Source organism: Micromonospora sp. NBC_00362, from assembly GCF_026342155.1.
Classification (GTDB): Bacteria; Actinomycetota; Actinomycetes; order Mycobacteriales; family Micromonosporaceae; genus Micromonospora; species Micromonospora hortensis.
This window is the reverse complement of sequence record NZ_JAPENH010000001.1, coordinates 985678-1011161: the sequence shown is the minus strand read 5'-3', so window position 1 is coordinate 1011161 and position 25484 is coordinate 985678. Positions and strand designations below refer to the sequence as shown.

Genomic DNA, 25484 nt, shown 5'->3' with positions numbered 1-25484 from the left:
CCATCGACGTTGATTGACGCGGACAGTTAACACTCTTTAAGATTTGGCTGCCTCGAGGCCCACCCGTCCCTGCGTCCCCGCACCCCCCGCCCGCGACAACCCTGCGCGGGCGGGTGTCGTCCCCCGCCCACGGGAAGGCCCCCGATGTCCTCACCACTGCGCCGCACCCTCGCCGCCGGCCTGCTCGCGCTGGCCACCGCCGGCGCCACCCTCACCGTCACCAGCGCCCCCGCGCAGGCCGTGGTGCTGCCGAACAACTTCAAGAGCGTCGGCTACATGCCCTCCTGGGCCGGCAACATCAACACCATCCAGTACAACAAGCTCACCCACATCAACTACGCCTTCGTCCTGCCCAACAGCAACGGCACCCTGCAAGGGGTGGACGGGGCCCGGCTCTCCTCGCTGGTCTCGCAGGGGCACGCCAACAACGTCAAGGTCTCCATCGCCGTCGGCGGCTGGAACGACGGCAACGACTCGGCCTTCGAGACGCTCGCCGCCAACGCCACCAGCCGCACCAACTTCGTCAACAACCTGATCAACTTCGTCAACCAGTACAACCTCGACGGCGTCGACATGGACTGGGAGTACCCCGACCCGGGCGCCTCGGCCAACAACTACACGGCGCTCATGACGCAGCTCAGCAGCGCCCTGCACAGTCGCGGCAAGCTGCTCACCGCCGCCGTGGTCAGCGAGGGCGGTAGCGTCCAGGGCGTCCAGACGGCAGTGTTCAACCAGGTCGACTGGCTCAACATCATGGCGTACGACGGCGGCAGCCCGCATGCCAACTACGACTGGTCGATCAACAGCATCAACCTGTGGAAGGCCCGCGGCCTGCCGGCCAGCAAGGCAGTCCTCGGCATCCCGTTCTACAGCCGCCCCGTCTACTACAACTACTCGTACCTGGTCGGACTCGACCCGGCGAACGCCAACCGGGACTGCGCCACCATCGGCGGCAGCCAGCAGTGCTGGAACGGCATTCCGACAGTCAAGCGCAAGACGCAGTGGGCCCTCGCAAACGCCGGCGGCGTGATGAACTGGGAGCTGTCGCAGGACACCAGCGGCTCGACCTCACTGCTCAGCGCCATGTACGACACCATCATGGGCGGCACCACCCCGCCGCCGACCGGTCGCACCGGTCAGATCACCGGGATCGCCGGCAAGTGCGTCGACGTGGCCTCGGCGAGCACCGCCAACGGCGCCGCCGTCCAGCTCTGGGGCTGCAACGGCACCAACGCGCAGACCTGGACCGTGGCCAGCGACAGCACGCTGCGCGCCCTCGGCAAGTGCGCCGACATCACCAGCGGCTCCACCGCCAACGGCGCGAAGGTCCAACTCTGGGACTGCAACGGCAGCGGCGCGCAGGTCTGGCAGGCGCAGTCCAACGGCACGCTGCGCAACCCGCAGTCGAACAAGTGCCTCGACGCCAGCGACAACAGCTCCGCCGACGGCACCCGGTTGCAGATCTGGGACTGCTTCGCCGGCGCCAACCAGCGTTGGACGCTCCCGGCCTGACGGTAAGGGTTGAGGAAGGGCCTCTTGTTGACGTACGTACGTCAACAAGAGGCCCTTCCTCAACCGGCCCCGCGCTGGGGTTGCTGTCCCAGCTCGCCAATTACTTGATCATGGCGCGGTCAGTGTTCGGCGATGGTGGACCGGACAACAGACCCGGCGTTTCAGCCACCGGACGGTTCGCACCGGCCAGCGCCAGGGACCCGGTTCGTTGATCGGCGCCGTCGTTCTTGCCCGCCGGCGATTCTGGCAAGTCGCGGCGGGTGCGAAGGGGCGAGAGAAACACGGGCAGGAAGGCCACCGTCAGCACGGCACCCCCTACCCAGAGCGTGGCGTGCGCGGTGGCCAACTCGCCGATCAGTCCGGCCACGGCGGCGCCGATCGCGAGTGCGCCGGTGAGCAGGAAGCGGAAGGTGGCGTTCATCCTGCCGAGGAGGGAGTCCGGTGTCATCCGCTGTCGCAGGCTGACGCCGAGTACGTTGTCCATGCCCGTCTTGAACAGGGCGAGCAGCCATCCGGTCCCGGCGAGCCATAACCAGGGGCCCCGGTCGATGAGCGGTACGAGCAGTCCGGCGGGCGCCAGGCACAGGCCGACGAGACCGAGCGCGCGGCCGTAGCCGAGCCGTCCGGCGATGGGGCGAGCGCAGCGGGATCCCAGCAGCAGGCCGGCCCCGCCCACCGCCCAGAACAGGCCCAGCGCGCCGGCCGGGAGGCCGAGTTCCCGGATGAACAGCACCGGAAGCATGGTATTGATGATCTGCGAGCCGAGGTTGGACAGGGTTGCGGTGAGCGCGAGGGCCCGTAGTTCCGGGTTGTTGAAGACGTGCTGCAGCCCTTCGGCGATCTGTGTGCTCAACCGGGTCGCTTGCCCCGTCCCGGCCGACGCCGGGGTACGGCGAATGGCGGTGAGCCGAAGGGCCGAGGCCAGGTAGCCCACGGCCGCGCACGCCACCGCCACGGGCGCGCTGAGTAGCTGGACCAGCGCCCCGCCCGCGCCCCGCCCGGCTATGTTGCCGACCGCCATCAGGCTCACCACGGCGGCGTTCGCCTGGACCAGGCCGTCACGGCCGACGACTCGCGGCAACACGCTCTGCGCGCCGACATCGCTGAAGACGGTGGCGCAGCCGTTCAACAAGACGACCAGATACAACTGCCAGAGCGTGAGGGCGTCCCACCACCAGGCCAGCGGGATGAGGGCGAACAGCGCGGCTCGGGCCAGGTCAGCGGTGATCAGTACGCGCCGATGGCGCATCCGGTCCACCCAGGCCCCGGCGGGAAGACCGATGAGGAGGAAGGCGGCGGTGCTCAGGGTGGCCAGTGCCCCGACCTGGCCGGGACGGGCGTCGAGGGCAGACACGGCGATGAGCGGGACGGCGACGTACCCGACGTTGGTGCCGAGTTGGCTGAGGCTCGTCGCGGTGAACAGGGCGCGGAAGTCGGAGTTTCGCCACGGGGAGTTGGGTTGCATGATCCGTTCATCCGGTGGTTGGGTTCGCGGCACCGCCGTCATCCGGCAGCGGCCTTGCTGGTGGGGGCGGTATGGGTGCCGGGTGTCGCGGCATCCTCGCTGACCGATCGCGGAGGCTGCTGTCGCCGGGTCATCGCGACACCGAGGAACACGACGACCATCCCCGCGATGACCCGCAGACCGATTTGCTCATCGAGCACGATCGCCCCCAGCGCCACCGAGACGATCGGCAGCAGGTACCCGACGGTGGCGGCGCTGGTCGCCCCCTCGTCCGCGATCAGCCGGTAACTGAGGTAGAAGGTGAATCCGGTGCTGAGGATGCCGAGAAGGGCGACCGCGATCACGGCCTTCGGATTGAATTCCGGCGGTGTCATCCCGCCGGCTGGCAAGGCCAGCGCGCTCAGCGCGGTGGCGGTGAGAAGCTGGGCCGCGGCGAGGGCGATCGGGGCGGTGCCCCTCCCGGTGAGCTTTCGGGCCATGTAGGCGAAGGCGACGGCGTAGCTCGCCGCCGCGCCGAGTAGGGCAAGAGTGCCCCAGCTCAGCAGCCCGGCCGCATGCCAGGGGGCGAAGATCAGCAAGGTACCGGCGAAGCCGAGCAGCAGCCCGCCCAGGCGGACCGGGCCCAGGCCACGTTCTGCCCCGATCCCGATGCCGATCAGCAGAGACCACAGCGGCGTGGTCGCATTCAGCACGCCGGCCAGCCCGGAGTCGACGGTCTGCTCGCCGAGGCTGAAGAGGAAGAACGGCAGGGCGTTGCAGAAGAAGGCGGCCACGACGAGATGGCACCAGGTCGTCCGGTCCCGGGGCACTCGCTGGCGTGCGGACCAGGCCAGGCCCAGCAGGACCGCCGCGCCGAGCGCGGAGCGCGCGAAGGTGATCTGCAGGGGGGTCAGACCGTTGTTCAGGGCCAGCTTGATCCAGAGGAAGCCGGAGCCCCACAGCAGCGCGAGCACGGCCATCCGTCCCAACGCGCCACGTCCGCCAATGTTCACTTCTTGCCTCCCGGTCGAATCGACATGAACGCTGCCGGAGCGGACTCGACAGGACAAGTGAAAGGTTCTTCAGAGACCGTTAAGCTCAGCTACATGATTGACGTACGCCGCATGCAGGTCCTCCGCGCGGTGGTTGCCACGGGCTCGGTGACCGCAGCGGCGGCGGATCTCGGGTACACCCCGTCCGCGGTCAGCCAGCAGGTGGCGGCCCTCGAAAAGGAGGCCGGGATCGCGCTGTTGGAGCGCGTCGGCCGGGGCGTACGGCCGACGGCTGCCGGACGGCTGCTCACCGAACACGCGGCCATCATCGGCAAGCAACTGGCCGAGGCGGAGACGGCGCTGGCCGATCTGCGGGCCGGGCGTACCGGGCGGCTGGCGATCGGCTACTTTGCCACCGCCGGAGCCACCCTGATGGCACCCGCGCTCGCTCGGCTCCGGCAGGCGTACCCGGGCGTCCGGGTCGACCTCAGGATGACCGACCCCGCCGACCCGCTGCCGGCGGTGACGCAGGGCCGGATCGACCTGGCCATCGTGGTCAGATCCGCGGATCGGCCACCGGAGGGCGTCCACCTGGTCCACCTGCTCGACGACCCCTATCGCGCCGCCCTACCCAAGGGGCACCGGCTCGCCTCGAAGCGGGTCGTCGACCTGATCGATCTGGCTGGTGAGCCGTGGGTCGGCAGCGAGTGTCCCGGCCCGTGCCTCGATGTCATCCTCGACGGCTGCGCTGCGGCCGGCTTCCAGCCGAACGTGGTGGCGCGGAGCGAGGATTACGCCACCGCGCAGGGCTTTGTCGCCGCAGGCCTGGGCGTCAGTCTGATTCCGGAGTTGGGGCTGGCCAACCGGCACCCCGGCGTCGTGATGCGCAAGATCCGCAACCCGGAACCCGTACGGGCGATCCAGGCGGCGGTGCGGCAGACATCGCTGGGCCAGCCGGCGCTCGACGGATTGCTCGCCGCACTGCGGCACGCGGCAACCGACTGAGGGCCAACCTCGGGGGCGCGGCGGGACTGCCTGGGACAGCTCCCCCAGCGGGGGCTCACACCTGGTGCGCGCGGACCAGGGTGAGCATCTCGTCCACCGACCCCGCTGGGTCGGAGACCGGGAACTGCAAGGCTCGCACCACCGCCTGCGGGTCGACCAGCAGGGTCAGCCGCTTGAACCGGGTCATCCCACCGGCGCGGAAGACGGGCAGCAGCAGCCCGGCGGCCAGCCGGCCGTCCTCATCGGACAGCAACGGGAAGGGCAGTTCGGCGTACGCGGCGAAATCGGCGAGCTGGTCGGGCCGCTGGGTGCTGATGCCGTACACGCGCACGCCGGCGGTCACGAAGTCCGGATGACGCTTGGCGTAGGTGGTCGACTCCAGGGTGCACCCCCGGGCGCCGGGAATCTCCGCCCAGCCGGGCGGATAGCCGTGCGTTCCCGGCGCGTACGCCCCGGGGAACAGGTAGAGGACCGTCCACGCACCCGTCGCGGCCACCGCCACCGGTTGCCCGTCGGCGGCGGTCAGGACGACATCGGGCAACCGTCGGCCGACCAGGTCGTGCGCCCGGCGCGCCTCGGCCGAACCCGCGTCGGCCGTCGCGGTCACGTCACCGTCGCCCATCAGATGCCTCGTTCCCCACTCCTGCAGCGCGATCAGCACCGGCAACAGCCCCTCGCCCCTCGCGGTGAGCAGGTAGTCGTAGCGCGGCGGGTGTCGTGAGTACGGGCGGCGCTCCAGCACACCGTGCTCGACAAGCGCGCCGAGGCGCTCGGTCAGCGCCCGCCGACTGACACCCAGCTCGCGTTGCAGCCCGTCGAAGCGGGTCGTCCCGCCGGCGACGTCACGCACGATGAGGAACGTCCACCAGTCCCCCAGTACGCCGAGCGCCTGCGCGATGCCGCAGTCCGCATCGGCGAGATCCTCTCGCCGCACCCGCTACCTCCATTGGTCCCGTCCGACTATAGTCCGTTCCAGATTGGAACTCGCCGGCTTGACGAACGGGGGACGGCGACATTCCCGTCGACGAACGGGCCGGGGCGGGGCGGGCATGCCCGTCGCCTCGGCCCTGAGGGCGGTTCGGGGGCAACCCCCGGGGGCGCACCGGTCACCACCGGTACGCCCGCCGGGGGTCGGCGTCTCAGCTCGCGGGCGTCACGTTCATCACGTACTGGCCTCCCATGTTTCCGGGCGGCGAGAAGTTGGCCACGATGAAGGTCTCCCACCATTTCGCGCCCTGGCCGGCGACCCGCCCCACGCCCAGCTTCGTGGTGTTCTTCCAGACCAGCGCGGTGAAGTGCCCGATGGCCTTCGTGGAGTCGATGGCCTTCCCCGTGGCGAAGTCGTAGTTGCTGATCTCGCTGTACCAGGAGTCGACGGCAGCGGTCCCGGAGCCTGCCGTCGGGCCAGTCGAGGCGCCCGCCCACGACCCGTTCTCACCGGTGTCCGGTCGCAGACCCTCGTGGGTGAGATTGCCCTTCTCGGCCATGAAGGACGCCCGCGACTTCGAGTACTCCACGAGCTCCAGGTCGAGGGTGAGCAACGACGATCCGTGCCGCGCCCGCAGTTCGTTGACCTTGCTCAGCACCTCTTGCAGGAACTCGTCGTTGGTTCGATCCGCGAATCCATCTCGCATGATGTGACACCTCTTCTGAAGAAGAACGGCGGAATGTCTGCCCCTGGTGGGCGGCTCGGCCCTCGACGGCTGACACGGCGGGTCGGATGGCCATCGACAGCCTTCCATCGGCAGACACGAAAGAGCCGTCACTGAAGGTGATGGATTGATGACAGAAGCGATAACACCGGCTCTCGCCGGTGAACCGATGCGGAGATGCCGCAGCGGGCCTGGCCGCACCGCCCCAGGTGGTGACCGGGGCACCCTGGCGTGGACGCACCGTCAGCGGCACGCGGTCTCAGACCCGAACGACATCAGCGGCGTGACAGAGAATTTCCTCTTCTCTGTCACAACGGCGATTTCACACCCCGCCGTCGACCGGTGCCGTTCGCTGACGACATCGACGCTGCGTCGCCACCCGATTGCCCACCTCGTCACGACTTCGGCACACCGGCCGGCAGGTGCTCCGCCTGCAATTTCCGGCCCCGCGCGTCCCCGCGGCCCCTAGCCTGGGATCGGGACGCCCGCGCGGGCGACCCGACCGGGAGGACCGACGTGGCAGGGAACCAGGCGAACCGGGCGGCGACCCGCCGTCGCCGCCAACTGTGGGCCGGGGTCCTCGCACTCGTCGGCCTGGTCCTGCTGGTCATCGGCGTCACCGTCGCCGACGGCGTCGCGGCCTGGGTCGAGGTGGTGGTCGCCATCCTGCTGCTGGTGACCAGCTACGTCGTGCAGCGCCTGGCCCGACGGGAGACCGTCTACCGGCCCGACGAGCGACGCTGACACCACCGGCGGCCGGGCGTACACCAGATCGTCGGACGGTTGTGCCAGGCTGTCCGGCGTGGCACACCGACCCCCGATCCTGCTGATCGACGCAGCCAGCCTCTACTTCCGGGCCTACTTCGGCATACCGGAGTCCGCAGCAAAGGCTGAGGACGGCACCCCGGTCAACGCGGTGCGCGGCTTCCTCGACATGCTCGCCACCCTGATCCGGGTGCGGGGCGCCGACCGGATGATCTGCGCCCTGGACTACGACTGGCGCCCGGCGTGGCGGGTGGACCTGCTGCCGTCGTACAAGGCGCACCGGGTCGCCCCGCAGGGCGGCGAGATCGTTCCGGACACCCTCTCCCCGCAGGTGCCGATGATCCTGGAGGTGCTGACCGCTGTGGGCATCACCGCGGTCGGCGCGACCGGTTACGAGGCGGACGACGTGCTCGGCACCCTCTCGGTGACCCAGCCCGGCCCGGTGGAGGTGGTCTCCGGCGACCGGGACCTGTTCCAACTCGTCGACGACGCCCGACCGGTCCGGCTGCTCTACGTCGGGCGCGGCGTCGCCAAGCTCGACGACTGCGACGACGCCGCCGTACGGGCCCGCTACGGTGTGCCCGCCGACCGGTACGCCGACTTCGCCGCGCTACGCGGCGACCCGAGTGACGGGTTGCCCGGGGTGGCCGGCGTCGGCGACAAGACCGCCGCCCGGCTGATCGAACGCTACGGCAGCATCGCCGGCATCCTGGCCGCGCTCGACGACTCCGACTCGTCCTTCGCACCGGGCCTGCGCGCCAAGCTGGTCGCGGCCCGCGACTACCTGGGCGTCGCGCCGACGGTGGTCCGGGTCGCCCTGGACGTGCCCCTGCCGGAGCTGCCCACCGCGCTGCCGAGCGCGCCGGCCGACCCGGACCGGCTGCTCGAGCTCGCCCAACGATGGAACCTGGCCGGCTCGGCCCGCCGCCTCGTCGACGCCCTCGCCGCCCCTCGCGGCGGCGAGAAGCCCTCGACATCCCCGCAAGCGCGGTAACCACCCGACACGACCCGGTCGGGGGACGAGCGGGCGAACGCGGGATGCCGGGCTCGCCCGCCCGTTACCGTCCGCAGAGGTGGACCGGACAGGTCCATCGAGTCGAGCGGTTCCGCAGGAGTATCCCGTGCACCTCGCCGCGCCGGAGCCCGGATCGCCACGGGCCAGCGGTCCGCCGGTGCGCGACCCGGAGGGCCCACGTCGGGTCACCCTCCTCGAACTCTTCTTCGACCTGGTGTACGTGGTCGCGCTGGCGCTCATCTCACGGGGAATGGTCGACCAGCTCGACTGGCACCGCGCCGCCGAGGCACTGATCATGCTGGCCGCCGTCTGGTGGACCTGGGCGATCACCACGCTGGTCACCGACCTGTACAACCCGGAACGCACCGAGATCAAGCTGCTGATCAGCGCGGTGATGTTCGGCGCGCTGCTGATGACCACGGCGATCCCGGAGGCGTTCAACGATCGGGGGCTCGTCTTCGCCGGCACCTACGTGGCGATCCACCTCGGGCGTGGCCTGTTCCTGATGCCTGCGGTACGCCGCGAACCGCAGACCCAGCGTCGGGCGGCCCGCATCTTCGTCTGGTTCGCGGTGTCGGCGATCCCGTGGCTCATCGGCGCCTTCGTCAGCGGGGACGCCCGGATCGCGTGCTGGGCCATCGCGCTCGTCATCGACTACACCGGCTTCCGCCTCGCGTACCCGGTGCCGGGGCTCGGGGTGGTGCCCGAGAAGCAGCGCAACGTCACCGCCGAGCATCTCTCCGAGCGCTACCAGCAGTTCTTCATCATCGCGCTCGGCGACGCCATCCTGACGATCGGCACCATGTTCAGCATGGAGCACAACGAGGCCGAGAACATCGGGGCCTTCGCTGTGGCGTTCCTGACCACGCTGCTGCTCTGGCGGATCTACGTGCACAAGTCCGGCGAGCTGCTGCCGACAGCGATCCAGGCAGCCCGGTCGCCCAGCAAATTCCTGTTCAGCGCGCCGTACACCCACCTGTTGATGATCGCCGGCGTGGTCACCACGGCGGCCGGCTTCCACCTGGTGCTGCACGAGCCGACCGGGCGGACGCCGCCGGCCTGGCTGGCGGTGATCCTCGGCGGCCCGGCTCTGTTCCTGGCCGGCCGGGCCTCGTTCGAGTACGAGGTGTTCAGCCGGGTGTCGTGGTCGCGACCCGGTGGGGTGCTGGCGCTGCTGACCATCGCCCCCGGCGTGCTGTACCTGCCGCCGGTCTTCGCCTCCCTCGGCGGGCTGCTGGTGCTGGTCGGCGTGGCCTACGCGGACTTCCGGCGTAGCCACGGCAAGCCGCCGGAGGCCCCGTCACCCCCGCACTGAACCACACCCGCCTTTTATTGCGGAATCGGGCCGGCCAGCAGCCGACCCGCGTCGGGCACGTACGGCTCGACACCCAGACCGGTGAGCAGTTGATGCACCGTCGCCGTCGCCGCGGTGAGCACCGGGCGACCGAGACCGGCCTCCACCAGCGGCACCACCGCCAGTGACGGCAACTGCACGCAGGCGGAGAGGACCACGGCGTCCACGCCGGTCACGTCCAGACGACCGGCCAGCTCGACCAGACGCTCCGCGGGGATGCGCCCTACCGCCACGTTGTCCGGCTCGCAGAGGCTCACCGCGTCGGTCACCCGCACGCCGTACGCGGCGAGGTAGGCGACGACGGTCGCTGTCAACGGCGGCAGGTACGGCGCGACCAGGGCCACCCGGCGGGCACCCAGCGCCCGCAGCCCCGCGACCAACGCGCCGGCACTGGTCACCACCGGCATGTCGTGCCCGGCGCGACCGGCCGCGCGGCCCAACCGCCGCTCGGCCCGCTCGTGCGCGCCGGCGCCCTCGCACATCACCGCCACCAGACAGGCGTACGCGAGCACGTCGCAGCGGGCGTCGGCCAGCTCGGCGGCACACCGCAGGGCGGAGCGGTTCATCCGGGCCAACTCGTCGGCGGTCACCTGACGCAGCCGTACCCGACTGGCGTGGGTGGTGAAGCGGACCGTCGGATCAACGGCCTCACGCCGGCGCAGCATCGCCGGGATCTCGGTTTCCATTGTGGTGTTGGAACTGGGCACCACCAGGCCGATGCGATAGCCGCTCACACCAGTGCCCCGGCGTACCCACGGACCTGCAATCGTTCCCGGGCACCTCCGGCCAGGCGCACCTGCAGGCCGAGCGGCGCGGCGGCGCGGCGGACGTCGTCCAGGTGCAGCGATCCGTGCCGGTCCACCGTGAGCACCGGCGGTTCTTCGAGGTCACCCTCCGGCGCGTGGAACGAAAGCAGGGTGACCGAGGTGGTGAGGTAGCCCGGGTACGCGGCGCGGGCCGCGGCCTCGTCCCGGTGGACCAGCACCACCAGATCGTCGAGATGGGCGAAGTCGGCGGCGAGGGCGCCCGCCTTCCAGTGCGCCGGTTCCTCGGCAGCGCCGGTGAGATGCCGGGAGCGGTTCGCCGAGGTGATGTAGAGGTGATCCGTTCCGGTCTCGGCGAGCGCCCGCTCGAAGAAGGCGTTGGACGGGCACGTCAGCCCTGGTGCGATCACCTGGGTGGTCCGCAAACCCTGGTCGACCTGGGTGAGGTGGTCGGGAAGCCGGTCCGCGGCCGGCCCGCGGAAGCCGAACGGCCCGGCCCCGTAGAGGGCGTCCATCAGCGCCCGCACCCGGCCGACCGGCAACCGCGGCGAGATCCGCGTCCAGTCGAACATCCCGGGGATCCGGCCGATCGCTGTGGTGATGCTGCCGACCTGCTGGACCGGTCGGCCCTTGGCCAGGTTGACCCGGCGCACGGTGGCCGCGTCGGGACGCGTCACGATGACGTAGAAGTTGGCGAACGCCGCCGCGACGATCGCGCCGCCGGCAAGCGCGCGGGCCGCGACCGCGACGTCCTCGGGGCGGTCGATGTAGAGGGGCGGTGTCGGGGCGTCCATGAGTCCTCCTCGGCGGGGCCGTGAGGCAGTTCTACGTCCACTCACCCGGATGACGGCGAGGTCGGTCGCCGATCCGATAGCCGACAGGCGCTACCCGGTGCGGGCGGCGGATGCCCGGGCGGTACACAACGGCGGACGGCATCGGCCGGATGGGGGATCCGCGGGGGGTCGTAGCACGCAACCGTTAGCCGCGCGACCCGATTGGGTACAACGGCTGCACCTCAGATCCACCACATACCTCAGGAGGCAGCGATGCGCGGCACCTCGATTCTCGGAGTCATCGTCGTGATCTGGTTGGTGATCGGCGCCATCGCCGGTGGCCAGCGCGGTTACTACAGCGGCGACGACACCAATTGCGCCGAGGCCGGCACCATCCTGGTCACCATCGTGGCCGGGCCGTTGAACTACATCGGCGCCAACCCGAAGGTCGACTGCAAGCTGCCCGAGCCTTCCAAGTAGACGACAGACGCACCACGGCCCGTGCCCCCGCAGTGGGGGCACGGGCCGGCGCGGTTTCGGCGAGGTCGCTCCGGAGCCCAAGGGCCTGTTTCATAAGGGCGGTCGAGCCGAGGCGGAGTCCGGGCGGCGATCCGGCAAGGCGCGGTTTCGTTCGGATACCGGTGTTGTATCCGGACGAAACCGCAACGCCGCCGGTCGTCGTTCGGGCCCGCCGCAGGCCGGCCAGTTCTTATGAAACAGGCCCTAGCCCGTCTCCTCCCCCGACCGCGCAACTGTCGACCGGTCGCGTCCCCAGGCGGCCAGCGGCTCGAGGGCCTCGTTGAGGCGAGTGCCGTCCTCGGTCAACGAGTACTCGACGCGGGGCGGCACCTCGTCGTAGGAGACGCGGTGCACGACGCCGTCCGCCTCCATCTCCCGTAGGTGTGAGGCCAGCACCTTCTCGGTGATCCCCGGAAGCAGTCGACGCAGCTCGCCGAAGCGACGCAGGGGGTGCTCGTGGAGCGCCCAGAGGATCAGCACCTTCCACTTGCCGCCGATCACCTCCATCGCGGTGTCGATACCGCACGCGTGTCCGTCCGCGGTGCCCGGCCGGTTCACCGTCGCCATAACCACCCCTCCGACGTGCTCGCTCACCCCCTGGTGAGTACGCACTCCGAAGTGCGTACTTGATCATCTGAGGGCCGATGACCAGCCTAATCGGCATGGAACCGAACACTGTGGAGAAACCTTCCGTCACGATGCTGGGACTCGGCGCGATGGGTACGGCGCTGGCCCGCGCCTGGCTTGCCGCCGGCTACCCGCTCACCGTCTGGAACCGCACCCCTGCCCGCGCAACAGCGCTCGCGTCCGACGGGGCGAGGGTCGCGGGCAGCGCCGCCGAGGCGGTCGCGGCGAGCACCCTGGTCGTCGTCTGCCTATTGGACGACAGCTCGGTCGACGAGGTGCTGGCCGGTGTGGACCTGGTCGGCCGGGACCTGGTCAACCTGACCACCAGCACCCCTACCCAGGCCCGCGCCCGCGCGGCCTGGGCCCGCAGCCGCGGCGCCCGCTACCTGGACGGTGGAATCATGGCTGTCCCGCCGATGATCGGCGTCCCGGCGGCCGGCGCATACGTCTTCTACAGCGGCTCGCGAGCGCTGTTCGAACGGCACCGGGAGACGCTGGGCGTCCCGGTCGGCACCACCTACGTCGGCGAGGACGCGGGCTTCGCGGCCCTGCACGACGTGGCTCTGCTCAGCGCCATGTACGGGATGTTCGCCGGGGCCGCGCACGCCTTCGCCCTGATCCGTCGGGAGGACATCGACCCGGCGGCGCTCGCCCCACTGCTCGCCGACTGGCTCGTCGCGATGGTCCCGGCGGTGCACCAGACCGCCGACCAACTGCGCAGCGGGGACTACACCACTGGGGTCGTCTCCCCTCTCGCCATGCAGGTGGCCGGAACGCCGACCTTTCTGCGCACCGCCGAGCAGCAGGGCGTCAGCCCCGAACTGCTCCGCCCCTACTTCGACCTGATGCGCCGCCGCCTGGCGGAGGGCGGTGGCGAGGAGGACCTGACGGGAGTCATCGATCTGCTGGTGCGGTGAGATGCCCGGTGGCGGGAGGCGGTCCGTTGGTGCCTCCCGCCACACACCGCACACCGCCTAAGGCATCCTAGGAGGCTGGTGTGCGACTTACCGGCGTTTGTCCGCGCCGAGGCCGGGAACCGCCGATGCCTCAGTCAGCGAACGGGATCGGGAGTGTGGGCATGCAGATCGGCTACAAGCTGGCCGCCGAGGGGTACGGCCCGCAGGACATCATCCGACAGGCTGTCCTGGCCGAGCGGGCCGGCTTCGACTTCGTCGAGATGAGCGACCACTTCCACCCGTGGCTGGACGCGCAGGGACACTCGTCCTTCACCTGGAGCGTGCTCGGCGCCATCGCGGCCAAGACCAGCACCCTGCGCCTGGCCACCGGGGTCACCTGCCCGACCGTCCGCTACCACCCGGCGATCATCGCGCAGGCCGCGGCGACCATGGCGCTGATCTCCGACGGCCGGTTCACCCTCGGGGTGGGCGCCGGAGAGCGGCTCAACGAGCACGTGGTCGGCCAGGGCTTCCCCAGCGTGCGCGGGCGACACGAGCGACTACGCGAGGCGCTGGAGATCATCCGGCTGCTCTGGCAGGGCGGCTACCAGTCGTACGAGGGCCGGCACCTGCAACTGGAGGACGCCCGGATCTTCGATCTGCCGGACACTCTGCCCGTGATCGCGGTGGCGGCCAGCGGTGAGGTGTCGGCACGGCTCGCCGCCGAGTTGGGCGACGGCCTGTTCGCCACCGAGCCGGACGCGTCGATCGTCGAGCACTACCGACGCGCCCAGGGTTCGGGGCCGCGCTACGCCGAGGTGCCACTGGCCTGGGCCACCGACGAGCAACAGGCGGTGCAGGCGGTGTTGCAGACGAGCCGATGGATGGTCACCGGCTGGAAGGTGATGAGCGAGCTGCCGAACCCGGTCAACTTCGACGCGGCCAGCGCGTACGTCGAGGAGAAGCACATCCGGCAGCTGTTCGCCGTCGGTCCGGACCCGGAGCCGCACGTCGCCAAGGTCCGGTCGTACGTCGAGGCCGGCTTCGACCACATCGTCCTGCAGAACGCCGGCCCCGACCCGGACGGCTTCCTCGACTTCTTCGCCGGCGACCTCTCCGGCCGTCTGCGCGCGATGGGCTGAGAGCGGACCATCCGCTCGCCGACGAGCGGGCCAGGAGGCTGGTTTGGAGCATTCGCCGCCGGGCCGTCACCCGCATGACCATCAGCTCCACCCAGGGGTACAGCCGGCGCACCCGGCCCACTGGCGATCGGTCGATCGCTCCTGCGGGCCGGGTGCGTTCCGGACCGGTGTCCGCCACCCGGCGGGCCACCTTGCTGACGTGGTCAGCGGAAACAGTTGGGAACCGGCGCCGTGCTGTCCAGGCAGTTGCTGGGCTCGTTGCCGCTGATCTCGGTCTCGTCATCGACCTTGGCCTGGGCCTTGTCCACGAAGAGGCCGCCAGGCCGCACGTCGGAGACGTTGTCGGCCACCCGGCTCTTGAACAGCGAGACCTGGCCCATGGTGACGAAGATGCCGCCCGCCTTCTTGTCGGCGTCGTTGCGGCTGACGGCGCTACGGCGCACCAGCAGGTTGGACTTCTCGGAGTAGATCCCACCACCGTCGCCTTCGGACGTGTTGTGCGTGATGGTGCTCTCGTCGAGCGGAAGCAGGCCCTGGAAGGTGGAGATGCCGCCGCCCTTGACCGTGGCGGTGTTGTCACGGATCGTCATGCCCCGCAGGTAGAGCACCGCGTCCGAGTTGGCGATGCCCCCGCCGACCTCGGCGGTGTTACCGATCACCCGGACGTCCGAGACCTTGCTGCGCGCCGAGAAGCTGGCGAAGCCCCCGCCCTGCGCCGCCTTGTTGTCGGCGAACGTGCTCCGGTGGACCTCGGCCGCTCCCCGGTAGTTGCCGAGCCCACCGCCGTAGCTGGCGGCGGTGTTCTCGAAGAACTTCGACTTGTCCAGGGTGAGCACGCCACCGTTGAGCAGCCCTCCGCCCTTACCCTCCTTGCCGATGGCGCGGTTGCCGACGAAGGTGCTGTCGCTGATCGTCATGTTGCCGTCGTTGAAGACCGCGCCACCGCCTCCCTCGGCGGAGCGGGAGGTGCTTCCGATGATCGTCGTGCGCCGCACGGCGGCGGCGGCTCCATGGACCACGTGGATGCTGCCCCCCTCGGCTGCCGACCGGCCGTTCTTGAGGACGACGTCACTCAGGTCCAGCTCACCACCATCGCGGACGGTGAAGAACCGGAACTCCTCGGCGTCTGGGTCGCGCCGGATGGTGGCGCCCTCCCCCCGGATGGTGATGGCGTGGTAGATGACAGGCAGACCGGCCTTGTCGTCCTTCGGATCGCGCGGGGGCGCTTCGGCGTCCCCGGGGTTCTCCGCGGTGTCGGCAGCCTCGCGGGCGTCCCGGATGCCGCCGTCGTAATCGTCGGGTTGCTGGAATGCCTCGGTGAGGGTGTAGGTGCACTTGCGCGCCAGGCGAAGCTCGCCGCCACCCTCGGCGTTGGCACGGACGAGCGCCGCGATGAGCCGGTCGGAGTCGCAGGGCACCGTCACCCGGTCGGCCGCCGCAGCCGCCACGCCGGTCAGACCCGTCGTCGCCACCACCATGCCGCCAGCCACCAGACCACCGGTTAAGAACCACCGGGACCGCCGCCTGGGCCGCGCTGGGCGTCGACTCGCTCGGTACGTGAACATAGAACTTCCCTGCCCCTCGTGCATCTGACACGGCCGCCCCCAAAACAGGCGCGGGGTGGCTAACGTCCCTACCGCCACCGAAATGACGATACGACGGTCAAATGTGACAAGGCAGGCGAACGTGAATAACCTTGCGATTGCGCTTGGGCACCCCCTTCCGCCGCCCCCCGGCACAGCAGGGTCGAATCCGCCCGAAACAGCGGTTGGGGCCCGCTCCAGGCCCAGGGGCCAGCCCTTATGGCGGCCACGTCGGCGCCGAGCTCACCCGCCGACGTGGATGCCGGGTCGACGCAGCGGGTCCCGTTCGGTCCGGCGGATGATCTCCCGCACCACCGGCGGGGTGTCTCCCCGGCCCAGGATGAGGTAGCGCGCCAGGTGCGCGATCGGGCTGCCCTCCGACCACTCGAAGTGCGCGTGCGGCCGGACTCCGGTGGCGTCCCGCAGGGCCAGCAGGATCGCGGCGATCGCGTTCGGCGCGGCCGGGCTGTTGGCCCGCAACACCCGGAAGCCGCCCACCTCGATCCCGTGCACGCGCAACACCTGACTGAACTCCGACGGATCGACCACGTCGATCTCCAGGAACAGCACGTCCGCGGCCCCGGGCACCGGATTCATCCCCCGCTGCGCACGCTCCTTGATCGTGTACTCCTTCACCGACCCCTTCTGGCGCTTGTTCGCGATCAGGTGCAACTGCCCGTCGTGCGCCAGCGACTCGGTGATGAACCGACGGGCCGCCTCGTCGAACTCGATCCGCTCGGCGCGCAGCTCGGTGGTCCGGGTGACCCGGGAGACCAACGAGACCACGATGATGCCGAGGATGAACAGCGCGGAGATCGTGATGCCGTCCGGCTGTTCGATGACGTTCTCCAGCAACGCGTACAGCAGCACCAGGGTCAGCACTGTGAAGCCGATCGCGGAGCCACGCCGGTGATGACGGGCCGCGGAGATCGTCACCGCCACCGCCCCGGACACCATCATGGCCAGGATCCCGGTGGCGTACGCACCGGCCTGGGCGTTGACGTCGGCGCGGAAGGCGATAGTGATGGCGACGCTGACGACGGTGTAGACGATCACCACGGGGCGTACCGCCCGCGCCCACTCCGGCGCCATGCCGTACGACGGCAGGTAGCGCGGCACGATGTTGATCAGCCCGGCCATCGCCGAGGCGCCGGCGAACCAGAGGATGAGCACGCTGCTCACGTCGTAGACGCTGCCGAACACCTCCCCCAGGTAGGTGTGCGCCAGGAACGCCAGCGCCCGCCCGTTCGCGCCGCCGCCCGGCCGGAACTCCTCCGCCGGAATGAGCGCCGTGGTCACGAAGGTCGTCGAGATCAGGTACACCGACATGATCAACGCGGCGGTGGTGAGCAGCCGACGTGTGTTACGGATCCGGGCGGCGAGCCGGGCCTGCTTGTCCGGGCCGTCGGCCGCCACCAGGGGCATCATGCTGACCCCGGTCTCGAAACCGGACAGCCCCAGCACCAGCAGCGGGAACGCCAACACGGCGGTGAGCAGCACCCCGCCCGGGCCGCCACCGGTCGAGGTCACCGCGGCCGTCCAGTTCGACACGATGCCCGGGTCCTCGACGATTCGGGCCACAGCGACCACGACGATCACCGCGTTGAGGACCAGGAAGACCGCGACCAGCGGGATGGCCACCACCACCGCCTCGCGGAACCCGAGCAGGAACACCCCACCGAGGATGAGCAGCAGCACCACAGTCACCACGACCGGCACCACGGACCCGTGCAGGACGTCCGGCAGGTACGGGTTCTCCAGCAGGTGCACTGTGGCGTCGGCCGAGGAGAGGGTGATCGTGATGATCCAGGAGGTGGCCACGAAGCCGAGCAGCACGAGGACGAAGATCTTGCCCCGCCAGAACGGCAGCAACCGCTCCAACATCGCCACCGAGCCCTGACCGTGCGGGCTCTCGTGGGCCACCCGCCGGTACATCGGCAGCATGCCGAACAGGGTGAGCACGACGATCAACAGGGTTGCCAGCGGGGAGAGCGCCCCGGCCGCCACCGCCGCGATGCCAGGCAGGTACGACAGCGTGGAGAAGTAGTCCACGCCCGTCAGGCACATCACCTGCCACCAGGCGTGCCGACGGTTCTGTCCCTCGGTCGCCTCGGGGCCGGGCGGCTGCACCTGGTGCTGGAAGAGCCACCGGCGCAGCGGGCTGGCCGGCGGCGCCGAGCGGGCCGGGGTGGCCACGCGTTCGGGCACCACGACGCCGTGCCGGCCGCCCCGGTGTGGGCGGGCCGGGTCGCGGGCCGCCCGCAGCGCCGGGTCCGGGCCGCTCGGCGCGTGGCGGCGCCCGTTCCAGCGCCGTGGTTTCGCCCGGTGCTCGTCAGCCATCGCCAGTCCCACCCTCACAGGTCCTGATCTGACGGTAGGCGGTGACCCGGCGCCTGATCGGCGGAACCGGGTACCTGTTGGGCCTGCTCAGGACAGGTCCGCGACGGCGAGCAGCCGGGCCAGCGCGGGTGGGTCGGCGACGGTCACCGTGGCCGCCGGGTGCCGGGGCCGCCCTCCGGGCACGAGCGCCGGCACCGGTACGCCGAAGCGCAGGCAGATCCCGCCGGCCGCGCTGCTGCCGAAGGTCGCACCGCCGTCGGCCAGCGACAGGTGTGGGCCGATCGCCCGCCACCAGCGGTACGGCCCGCTCAGCTCGACGGCGGTGACGTTGTCCCGGTCGGTCCGCAGCCGCCACGGCCCGTACCGGATCATCAGGTCCCGTTCGGTGACGGCGACCCAGGCCGTCGCCGGGCGGACCCCCAGCAGCGCCAGCACTGGGCGGAACACCGGGTCGAAGCGGAACGGAAACCGGGCCACGACGCCGGTCATCGGGCGCCGGGCCGAGCGGTGGGTCGCGACACCGGGCCGCCCGGCCGCAGGGGGCCGGGCCGCGCGGGCCGGGGGCGGGCGGCGGGCCGGCGCCGGGCCAGGACGGTCATGGCGCGGGCGTACCCGATCCGAGCCCGCCGACACCCCCGGATCCGCACACCGTGGAACTGATCCCCGTTCGGCGCTCCCCCACCGCCGGCCGGCACCCCCCGGGCCGGCCGACGGCGGCAGACGGTCGACACCCCCCGGGCCGACCGGCTGTCCCCCTGCGTGACCGGCCCGACCTCGGGCGGGCACGCTGGGGTGGAACTGGTGGGACGCGCCCCCGCGCTCCGCCGCCCCCCACGGGGCGGAGCGCGGAGGCCCCCCGTCCCGGCTACTGCAGGAACGCCCCGAGGGGCGAGAGCAGCAACCGGCCGAGCGCCGCGGCGTTGTCGTCCAACCGTGTGCGCTCACACTCGCGGGCGTCCGGATCGTGCCGGCACCGCCAGATCTTCTGCGCGTTGCGCCAGGCGACATCGCGGGTGTACTCGACCAGTTCCCCCTGGTACCAGTCGTCGATGTCGCCGTTGAGCATGTCGATGAGCAGCTGCCACCGCTCCAGGTAGCCCCGACGTAGGCCAGGGATCTTGTCCGCGAAGATGTTGTTGATCTCGAGGTAGTCGTGGTGCTGGTCGCTGCCGTCGACCGGCTCCGACTCCAGGTGGTCGAACGTGGTCACCAGGGCGAACGGCAGGTCGAAGTTGATGTGCGCGTTCACCCCGGCCGCCGCCGACGGCAGCGGGCGGGCATCAGGCCCCCGCATCCGCTCGAAGAGGCACGACCACGCCTTCGGGGTGCCGGGGCTGGAGTCGGTCCACAGCCGCATCGCGTCGAAGTACCGGGCGGCGAACTCGACGTCGAGCCGGGAGAGGAAGACCGGATCGACGAAGCGGTCGTCGTACAGCCCGTCCAGCACGCTGCTGGTGATGGTCAGGTAGAGCTTGTTGAAGTCGGCCAGGGGGCAACTGTCTTCCAACGGTGGCAACCGGACCAGCATGTCCTGGAGCTTGGTCAGATGATCGACCACGGCCGGCACGTCCGCGGGATGATCGGCGAGCAGGTCGACGATGTCCCGGTGAACGGGCCCCCAGACCGGTTCGATCATTTCTCCTCCATTGTGGTCGGCGGCATCCCCCGTGCCGTCGTCGACGCGGCCCAGCCTCTCAGCCGACACCCGCCCGCCGGATCAGTAAAACGACGTATCCCGGCGCGAACACGCGCCGGGATACGTACGCAGTGATGGGTCAGGCCCGTTGGTTGCGCAACTGGATCGCGCTGGCCTGCACGCGGGTACGGACCTGGAGTTTGTCGAAGATGTGCGACACGTGCACCCCGATGGTCCGCTCGCTGATGAACAGCCGCTGACCGATCTCCCTGTTGGTCAGCCCCTCGGCGACCAGGGCGAGCACTTCCCGCTCCCGGGCGGTGAGCGCCGCCAACTCGTCGTCGGACGCCTCGACCGGGACGCCGCGGGCACCGGTGCTGCTGTCGCGCTCGTCCAGCGACACCCGGGCCCGCCCGGCCAGCTCGCGGATCTCCGAGGTCAACGGCACCGCGCCCAAGCCCTGCGCCACCCGGTACGCCTCCCGCAGGAGCTTGCCGGCGGTGGCCACCCGGCTGCGCCGAGCCAGCAGCGCCTCGGCCTGCCGCAGCCGTGAGTAGGCCGCCGGATAGGGGTGATTGCGTCGATCCCACTCGGCCGCCGACGCGGCCCACAGCTCCGGATCGCTGCCGTCGAGGCGGCTGACCTCGGCGGCGCACAGCGCCAGGAAGCCCTCCACCACCGAGCGCACCGGCCGAGCGGCACCGGCGCTCTTGCGGGCCACCCGTTCGGCCACCTCCCGCAGCCGGCGTACCGCCGTGGGGTCCACCTCCACCGTGCGGCTGGCGTGCGCCTCGGCCTCGGCGCGCAGGCCGTGCCAGACCAGCGCCGAGAGGATCATCACGTCGTCGGAACGGCTCTCGGTGAGGCCGCGCTGCACCGCCTGCCGCGCCACATCGTGCCGGCCCTCCCACATGGCCAGCCCGGAGCGCAGGGTGAGCAACGGAATGACGTGTCGCGCCCCGCCGCCGGCGAGCAGGGTCGCCACCGCGTCGAGATCCCGACCGGCGGCCTCGATGTCGCCGTAGCCCACCGACAGCCGGCACCGGGCCAGCAGCAGTTCCACGGCGTCCGCACCGGACGGTCGGTGCCGCAGGGCCGCCGCCACCACCTTCTCCGCCTCGGCCCACTGGCCCACCCGGAACAGCCCGTTGATGGCGATGGCCAGCAGCCGGGTGCCCCAGGTGCGACCCAGCCCCAGCTCGGCCACCCGCTCGGCGCCCCGCCGGGCCACCACCACGCCCTCTTCGAGGACGTTCAGCGGCCCGGTCAGCAGCTCCGCCAGGTGCAGGTACGCGCAGGCCACGTCCTCGGGCTGACCGGCACGCTCGGCGGTGTCGAGGGCGTCGCGCATGACCGCCAGACCGGCGTCCGGGTCTTCCAGACAGGCGTCGCTGAAGCCCAACGCCGAACTGGCCAGCACCACCTCGGTTGCCGAGCCCGCCACGTTCTCGGCCAACGCGAGCGCCTCGCGGGCCCGCTCACCGGCGTCGGCGTAGCGACCCAGGTGCAGCAGTAGCTCGGCCAGGCGGGCGGCGGCGCTCGCCCGGTCCCGAGGGGAGCAGTCCCCCGCCTTCAGCGCCCGCTGGTATTCCTCCTCGGCCAGCGCGGAGCGACCGGCGGCGGCCAGGTAACGGGCCCGGCGGATGTGCAGCGCGCAGCTCGGCTCGCCACCCCGCAGCGTGGCCAACTCCTCCAGCAGGGCCAACGCGCGGGCGTGCTCCCCGCAGTGGTGGGCCGCCTCGGCGGCGTTCTCGAGCAACTCGACCCGGTCCACAGTCAGCGGGCCCGGCTCGGCGGCCAACTGCAACGCCGCCGACCAGTGCCGGTGCGCCTCGGCGTAACCGTGCAGCCGCTCGGCCTCCTGGGCGGCGGCCACCGCCGCCGGCAGAGCGCGCGCCGGCTCGCCGGCCAGCCGCCAGTGGTGCGCCAGCCGGGCCTGGTGCAGCTCACCCGGCGCCGTGGTCAGCGCCTCGGCGTAGCGGCGGTGCAGCCCGGAGCGCTCGGCCGGCAGGAGCTCGTGCGCCAGCACCTCGGCCACCAGGCGGTGCCGCAGCCGGTAACCCTCGTCGGCGCCGACAAGCAGCCGGTGCGCCACCGCGGCCCGCGCCGCGGCGATCAGCTCGTCCTCCGGCATCCGCAGCACCTCGGCCAGAAGCCAGTGCTGCACCGGCTCGACCCCGGCGGCCACCGCGTGCACCACGGCGTGCGCGTGCTGGGGCAGCGCGTCGACCCGGTCGAGGAAGATCTCCCGCAGGGTCTCGGACAGGCCGTCGCGGCCGTCGCGCAGATCCCGGGCCAACTCCTCGATGACGAACGGGTTGCCACCACTGCGCTGCCACACCTGCTCGGCCGCGTCCGCGGTCAGCGTCCGGCCGACCACAGCGGCAGCGAGCGTCTCGGTGTCGGCCCGACCCAGCGGCGCCAGGTCGAGCACCCGCACCGTGCGGAGCCGACGCAGCTCGGTGAGCACCCGGCGCAACGGGTGCGCGCCCTGCAACGACTCGGCGCGCACCGCCGCCAACACCGACAACTGAAGATCACCCAAGCCGGCGAGCAGGTAGAGCAGGAGCTGCCGGGTGCTGCGGTCGACCCACTGGAGGTCGTCGAGGATCAGCACCAGCGGGCGACCCTCGGCGATCAGATGCAGGCCACGGGAGACCCGCTCCAGCAACGCGCCAGCGCCGTCCGGGCCGGCGGTCTCGTCGGCGAACATCTGCAGCAGACCTCGCACCGCCGAGGAGGTGCGGGCGGGCGAAGCGGACACCTCGGTGTCGAACCGGCGCAGCGCCTGCAACAGCGGGTGCAGCGGGGAGGCGTCGCCGATGTCCAGGCAGCTGCCGGTGAGCACGACGGCGCCCCGCTCCCGTAGGTGGTCGCCGATCTCGCCCAACAGCCGGGTCTTTCCCACACCGCTCTCGCCGGTCAGGAAGACCGCCGCGGTCTGCCCGTGCGCGGCGTCGCCGAGCAACGCGGACCGAACCGTCTGCACCAGCTCGGCCCGGCCCACGAGCGGTGCGGTGTCCACATCGCTGGCCATGCCACGCAGCCTAATCACAGTGCCCCTCACCGTTCTACGGCCGCCCATCGCTTGTGGTACTCCTCGCGTCGACTTTGCGACTAAAGGTTGCAGGTGGCCGACATACGTCGTTCGGCAGATCCCCCGTCGGCCCACTAATGCCAATCTCCGGAGGTGATCAGGCAACAGCGGGAAGAAAGGCCGGTGCGACACCCATGACCACCAGCATCATCGTCGACACGCAACGGACCGTCACCCCGCTCTGGCCGGTACCCCAGGAGAGGCGCGTCGTCACCGTCCTCTTCGCGGACATCGTCGGCTCCACGGCCCTGGTGGACCGTCTCGACCCCGAGGACGTCCGAGCGTTGCAGCGGGCCTACTTCGACACCGTCGCAGGTGTGCTGCACCGCTGGCACGGGGTGGTGGAGAAGTACATCGGCGACGCCGTGATGGCGCTCTTCGGCGCTCGGCACTCCGACGGCTTCGACGCGTACCGGGCGGTGCGCGCCGGGCTCGAGATCCAGGCCGCGCTGGACCGACGGCCCATGGTCGACGGCATCAGGCTGCGTGTCCGGGTCGGTGTCGCCACCGGCGAGGTCGTCGTCGACCTGGGCGACGTCGTCACCGGTGGGCACGGCGTGGCCAGCGGCGCGGTGATCACCACTGCGGCCCGCCTGCAGGAGTACGCCGCGCCCGGTGCCGTGGCGCTCTGCGCGGCCACCGCGCGCGCCACCGCCGGCCTGATCACCCAGCGTCAGCTGACGCCGGTGCCGGTCGCCGGCCGGGTGCCGCCGGTGCCGGTCTGGCACGCCGTCGGTCCGGTACGCCCCGGCGCCGACCGGCACGACGGCCCGTTGATCGGTCGACGCCGCGAACTGGCGACCATCCGCGACCAGGTGGGCGCGGCCATCCGAACCCGGACACCACGGTGGATCTCACTGGTCGGCCCCACCGGCAGCGGCCGCAGCCGGCTGCTGCACGAGCTGACCCGTGGGTTGACCACGGTGGACGGATTGTCGGTCCGCTGGTGCGTGGCGCACTGTCAGCCGTACCCCGATCAGGTGTTGGCGCCGGTCGCGCACCTGCTCCGCGGCCTCGCCGGGATCCGGCACAGCGACGGCCCGGCGGCGGTCCACGACCGGCTCGTCGCCGCCCTGACGCCGCTGTTCCCGCCGACCCGGGTGGCCACCGCGGTTCCGGCGCTCCAGCGGATGCTGACCACCCCGGACGGCTCGGCCGCCGCCCTCGCCGGCGCGTCGATCTGCCGCGAGGTCCTGCTGCGGCTGGCCGCCCACCGGCCGCTGATCGTGGCCGTCGACGACCTGGACCGGGCCGCACCCGCGGTGAGCCGTTTCCTGCACGCGCTGTTCGGCGCGGCGACGGAGCGCGGGCTGCCGCTGGCCCTGCTGACCGTGCACCAGCCGCAATGGGCCGACACCCGGCCCGGTCCGGCCCGTCAGATGACGATCGGACCACTGGCCACTGTGCAGTCCGGACGGCTGCTGCGCCACCTGCTCACGCGGGCCGGGCAGCCGGTGGCCCTGGTCGACCGGCTGCTGCCGCTGGTGGGAGGACGCCCCGGGCACGCGGCGGCGTACGTCACGTCGCTGGTGGACGGCGCCGACCCGGCGGCGCTCCCGCTGCCCGAGGCGGTACGCCGGGCCGTCGGCGCGGAGCTGGACCACCTCGACGGTGAGCGGCGGGCGGTGCTGATGGCCGCCGGCACCCTCGGCGGCCTGATCTCCGGGGCGGCCGTGGACCGGGCACTCGGTTGGACGCCCGGCCGGTCCGCACCCGCGCTCCGCACGCTGGTCGCCGCCGGGCTGCTGCTCCCCCATCACGTCGACGGGTACGCGTTCGCCGCTCCAGCGCTGCGCCAGGTCGCCGCCGAGCGGTTGCCCCGCGCCCTGCGCGCCGTCTTCCAACACCGACTCGCAGGCGCGCCGCACCTCGACACCGTGCACCGGGACGCCAACCCGCCCGCTGGTGCGGTCAACGGCTCGGCGGCGAGGAGTGCCGAGATCGTGCGCCTCGACACCGTCGGCGCTCGGACCGGCCGCCTCGACGCGGTCTTCGCGGCGCTGGCCTCGACCGGGCCGGGCGGTGCCACCGGCCCGACCGCGCCGAGGCGACGCAGCCCCATCCCGACGAAGGCCACCCGTCCCGCCGCGTCGGGTTCCGACGCCAACCGTACGGAGGGCCCACGCCGGCTCCGAGCCGTCGCCTCGGCGGGCGACGTACCGCCGACGCCGGCGACCCGACCTCCGCGCGGTGCGGGCGGTGACCTGTCCCGGGACATCGGACGGGCCGCAACGCCGATCCGATCCGCGCCGACGAGTTCGGCTGGGCACTGGACACCCGCCGATGCCGGGGTGGTGCGGGCAGTACCCCGCCCACCGTTGATCCGCCCACTGGACGGCCTGCCCGCCTCTGCCTGACTCTGGGCATC

21 protein-coding genes are annotated in these 25484 nt (G+C 71.4%); 9 read left to right on the top strand and 12 right to left on the bottom strand.

Annotation, left to right across the window (positions count from 1 at the left end; all coding sequences use genetic code 11):
• Positions 1-144: 144 nt before the first annotated feature.
• Positions 145-1512 (top strand): glycosyl hydrolase family 18 protein, encoded by a 1368-nt coding sequence (locus tag OG992_RS04390; RefSeq protein ID WP_266302442.1) that lies wholly within the window; start codon positions 145-147, stop codon positions 1510-1512.
• Between the two features lie 100 nt (positions 1513-1612).
• Here OG992_RS04390 and OG992_RS04385 read toward each other — a convergent pair whose 3' ends face one another.
• Both OG992_RS04385 and OG992_RS04380 read right to left on the bottom strand, forming a co-directional pair.
• A complete protein-coding gene (locus tag OG992_RS04385; protein WP_266302441.1) occupies positions 1613-2977 on the bottom strand; it encodes an MFS transporter in 1365 nt (454 codons plus the stop codon).
• 38 nt (positions 2978-3015) lie between these two features.
• Positions 3016-3969, bottom strand: coding sequence for a DMT family transporter (locus OG992_RS04380; RefSeq protein ID WP_266302440.1), 954 nt, complete (start codon positions 3967-3969; stop codon positions 3016-3018).
• A 93-nt stretch (positions 3970-4062) separates the two neighbouring features.
• Between OG992_RS04380 and OG992_RS04375 the strand changes: the two genes are divergently transcribed.
• Positions 4063-4953, top strand: a complete 891-nt coding sequence (locus OG992_RS04375; RefSeq protein ID WP_238685564.1) for a LysR family transcriptional regulator — start codon at positions 4063-4065, stop codon at positions 4951-4953.
• Positions 4954-5008: 55 nt separating this feature from the next.
• On the opposite strand, the gene OG992_RS04370 is transcribed toward OG992_RS04375, so the two are convergent.
• Entirely contained in the window at positions 5009-5887 is an 879-nt protein-coding gene (locus tag OG992_RS04370) for a winged helix-turn-helix transcriptional regulator (protein ID WP_266302439.1), read from the bottom strand.
• Between the two features lie 205 nt (positions 5888-6092).
• The gene (locus OG992_RS04365; RefSeq protein WP_238685562.1) at positions 6093-6587 is read right to left on the bottom strand and encodes a CAP family protein; all 495 of its coding nucleotides are present in this window, start codon (positions 6585-6587) and stop codon (positions 6093-6095) included.
• 249 nt (positions 6588-6836) lie between these two features.
• On the opposite strand from OG992_RS04365, the gene OG992_RS33770 reads away from it, so the two are divergent.
• The 3 genes from OG992_RS33770 (at position 6837) to OG992_RS04350 (ending at position 9700) form a co-directional block, all read left to right on the top strand.
• Positions 6837-7349, top strand: a complete 513-nt coding sequence (locus OG992_RS33770; RefSeq protein WP_323181781.1) for a DUF3040 domain-containing protein — start codon at positions 6837-6839, stop codon at positions 7347-7349.
• A gap of 58 nt (positions 7350-7407) precedes the next feature.
• A complete protein-coding gene (locus OG992_RS04355) occupies positions 7408-8364 on the top strand; it encodes a 5'-3' exonuclease (RefSeq protein WP_266302438.1) in 957 nt (318 codons plus the stop codon).
• 127 nt (positions 8365-8491) lie between these two features.
• Positions 8492-9700 (top strand): low temperature requirement protein A, encoded by a 1209-nt coding sequence (locus OG992_RS04350; protein ID WP_238685560.1) that lies wholly within the window; start codon positions 8492-8494, stop codon positions 9698-9700.
• 14 nt (positions 9701-9714) lie between these two features.
• Here the strand turns inward: OG992_RS04350 and OG992_RS04345 are convergent, their stop codons facing one another.
• Both OG992_RS04345 and OG992_RS04340 read right to left on the bottom strand, forming a co-directional pair.
• The gene (locus tag OG992_RS04345) at positions 9715-10473 is read right to left on the bottom strand and encodes an Asp/Glu racemase (RefSeq protein ID WP_266302437.1); all 759 of its coding nucleotides are present in this window, start codon (positions 10471-10473) and stop codon (positions 9715-9717) included.
• On the bottom strand, positions 10470-11297 hold the full coding sequence (locus OG992_RS04340) for a hypothetical protein (protein WP_238685558.1): 828 nt from the start codon (positions 11295-11297) through the stop codon (positions 10470-10472). Before OG992_RS04340 ends, OG992_RS04345 begins: the two co-directional genes overlap by 4 nt.
• 252 nt (positions 11298-11549) lie before the next feature.
• Here OG992_RS04340 and OG992_RS04335 point away from each other — a divergent pair, with 252 nt between their 5' ends.
• Entirely contained in the window at positions 11550-11756 is a 207-nt protein-coding gene (locus OG992_RS04335) for a hypothetical protein (protein ID WP_007460667.1), read from the top strand.
• 243 nt (positions 11757-11999) lie between these two features.
• Here the strand turns inward: OG992_RS04335 and OG992_RS04330 are convergent, their stop codons facing one another.
• Positions 12000-12362 carry a helix-turn-helix domain-containing protein gene (locus tag OG992_RS04330; RefSeq protein WP_238685557.1) on the bottom strand — a complete coding sequence of 121 codons (363 nt, stop codon included), beginning with the start codon at positions 12360-12362 and terminating at the stop codon, positions 12000-12002.
• Between the two features lie 95 nt (positions 12363-12457).
• Here OG992_RS04330 and OG992_RS04325 point away from each other — a divergent pair, with 95 nt between their 5' ends.
• Positions 12458-13339 (top strand): NAD(P)-dependent oxidoreductase, encoded by an 882-nt coding sequence (locus tag OG992_RS04325; RefSeq protein WP_266302436.1) that lies wholly within the window; start codon positions 12458-12460, stop codon positions 13337-13339.
• Between the two features lie 161 nt (positions 13340-13500).
• Positions 13501-14460 carry a TIGR03557 family F420-dependent LLM class oxidoreductase gene (locus OG992_RS04320; RefSeq protein ID WP_266302435.1) on the top strand — a complete coding sequence of 320 codons (960 nt, stop codon included), beginning with the start codon at positions 13501-13503 and terminating at the stop codon, positions 14458-14460.
• 203 nt (positions 14461-14663) lie between these two features.
• Here OG992_RS04320 and OG992_RS04315 read toward each other — a convergent pair whose 3' ends face one another.
• From OG992_RS04315 to OG992_RS04295, 5 genes are all read right to left on the bottom strand, one after another.
• On the bottom strand, positions 14664-16025 hold the full coding sequence (locus tag OG992_RS04315; protein ID WP_266302434.1) for a right-handed parallel beta-helix repeat-containing protein: 1362 nt from the start codon (positions 16023-16025) through the stop codon (positions 14664-14666).
• Between the two features lie 261 nt (positions 16026-16286).
• Complete coding sequence (locus OG992_RS04310; RefSeq protein WP_238685554.1) at positions 16287-18383, bottom strand: amino acid transporter; 2097 nt, start codon at positions 18381-18383, stop codon at positions 16287-16289.
• 87 nt (positions 18384-18470) lie between these two features.
• Positions 18471-18872, bottom strand: a complete 402-nt coding sequence (locus OG992_RS04305) for a hypothetical protein (RefSeq protein WP_238685956.1) — start codon at positions 18870-18872, stop codon at positions 18471-18473.
• A 376-nt stretch (positions 18873-19248) separates the two neighbouring features.
• Positions 19249-20019, bottom strand: a complete 771-nt coding sequence (locus OG992_RS04300; protein WP_266302433.1) for a DUF5995 family protein — start codon at positions 20017-20019, stop codon at positions 19249-19251.
• A 139-nt stretch (positions 20020-20158) separates the two neighbouring features.
• The gene (locus tag OG992_RS04295; protein ID WP_238686195.1) at positions 20159-23056 is read right to left on the bottom strand and encodes a helix-turn-helix transcriptional regulator; all 2898 of its coding nucleotides are present in this window, start codon (positions 23054-23056) and stop codon (positions 20159-20161) included.
• A gap of 194 nt (positions 23057-23250) precedes the next feature.
• Between OG992_RS04295 and OG992_RS04290 the strand changes: the two genes are divergently transcribed.
• The gene (locus OG992_RS04290; protein WP_266302432.1) at positions 23251-25473 is read left to right on the top strand and encodes an adenylate/guanylate cyclase domain-containing protein; all 2223 of its coding nucleotides are present in this window, start codon (positions 23251-23253) and stop codon (positions 25471-25473) included.
• Positions 25474-25484: the final 11 nt, after the last annotated feature.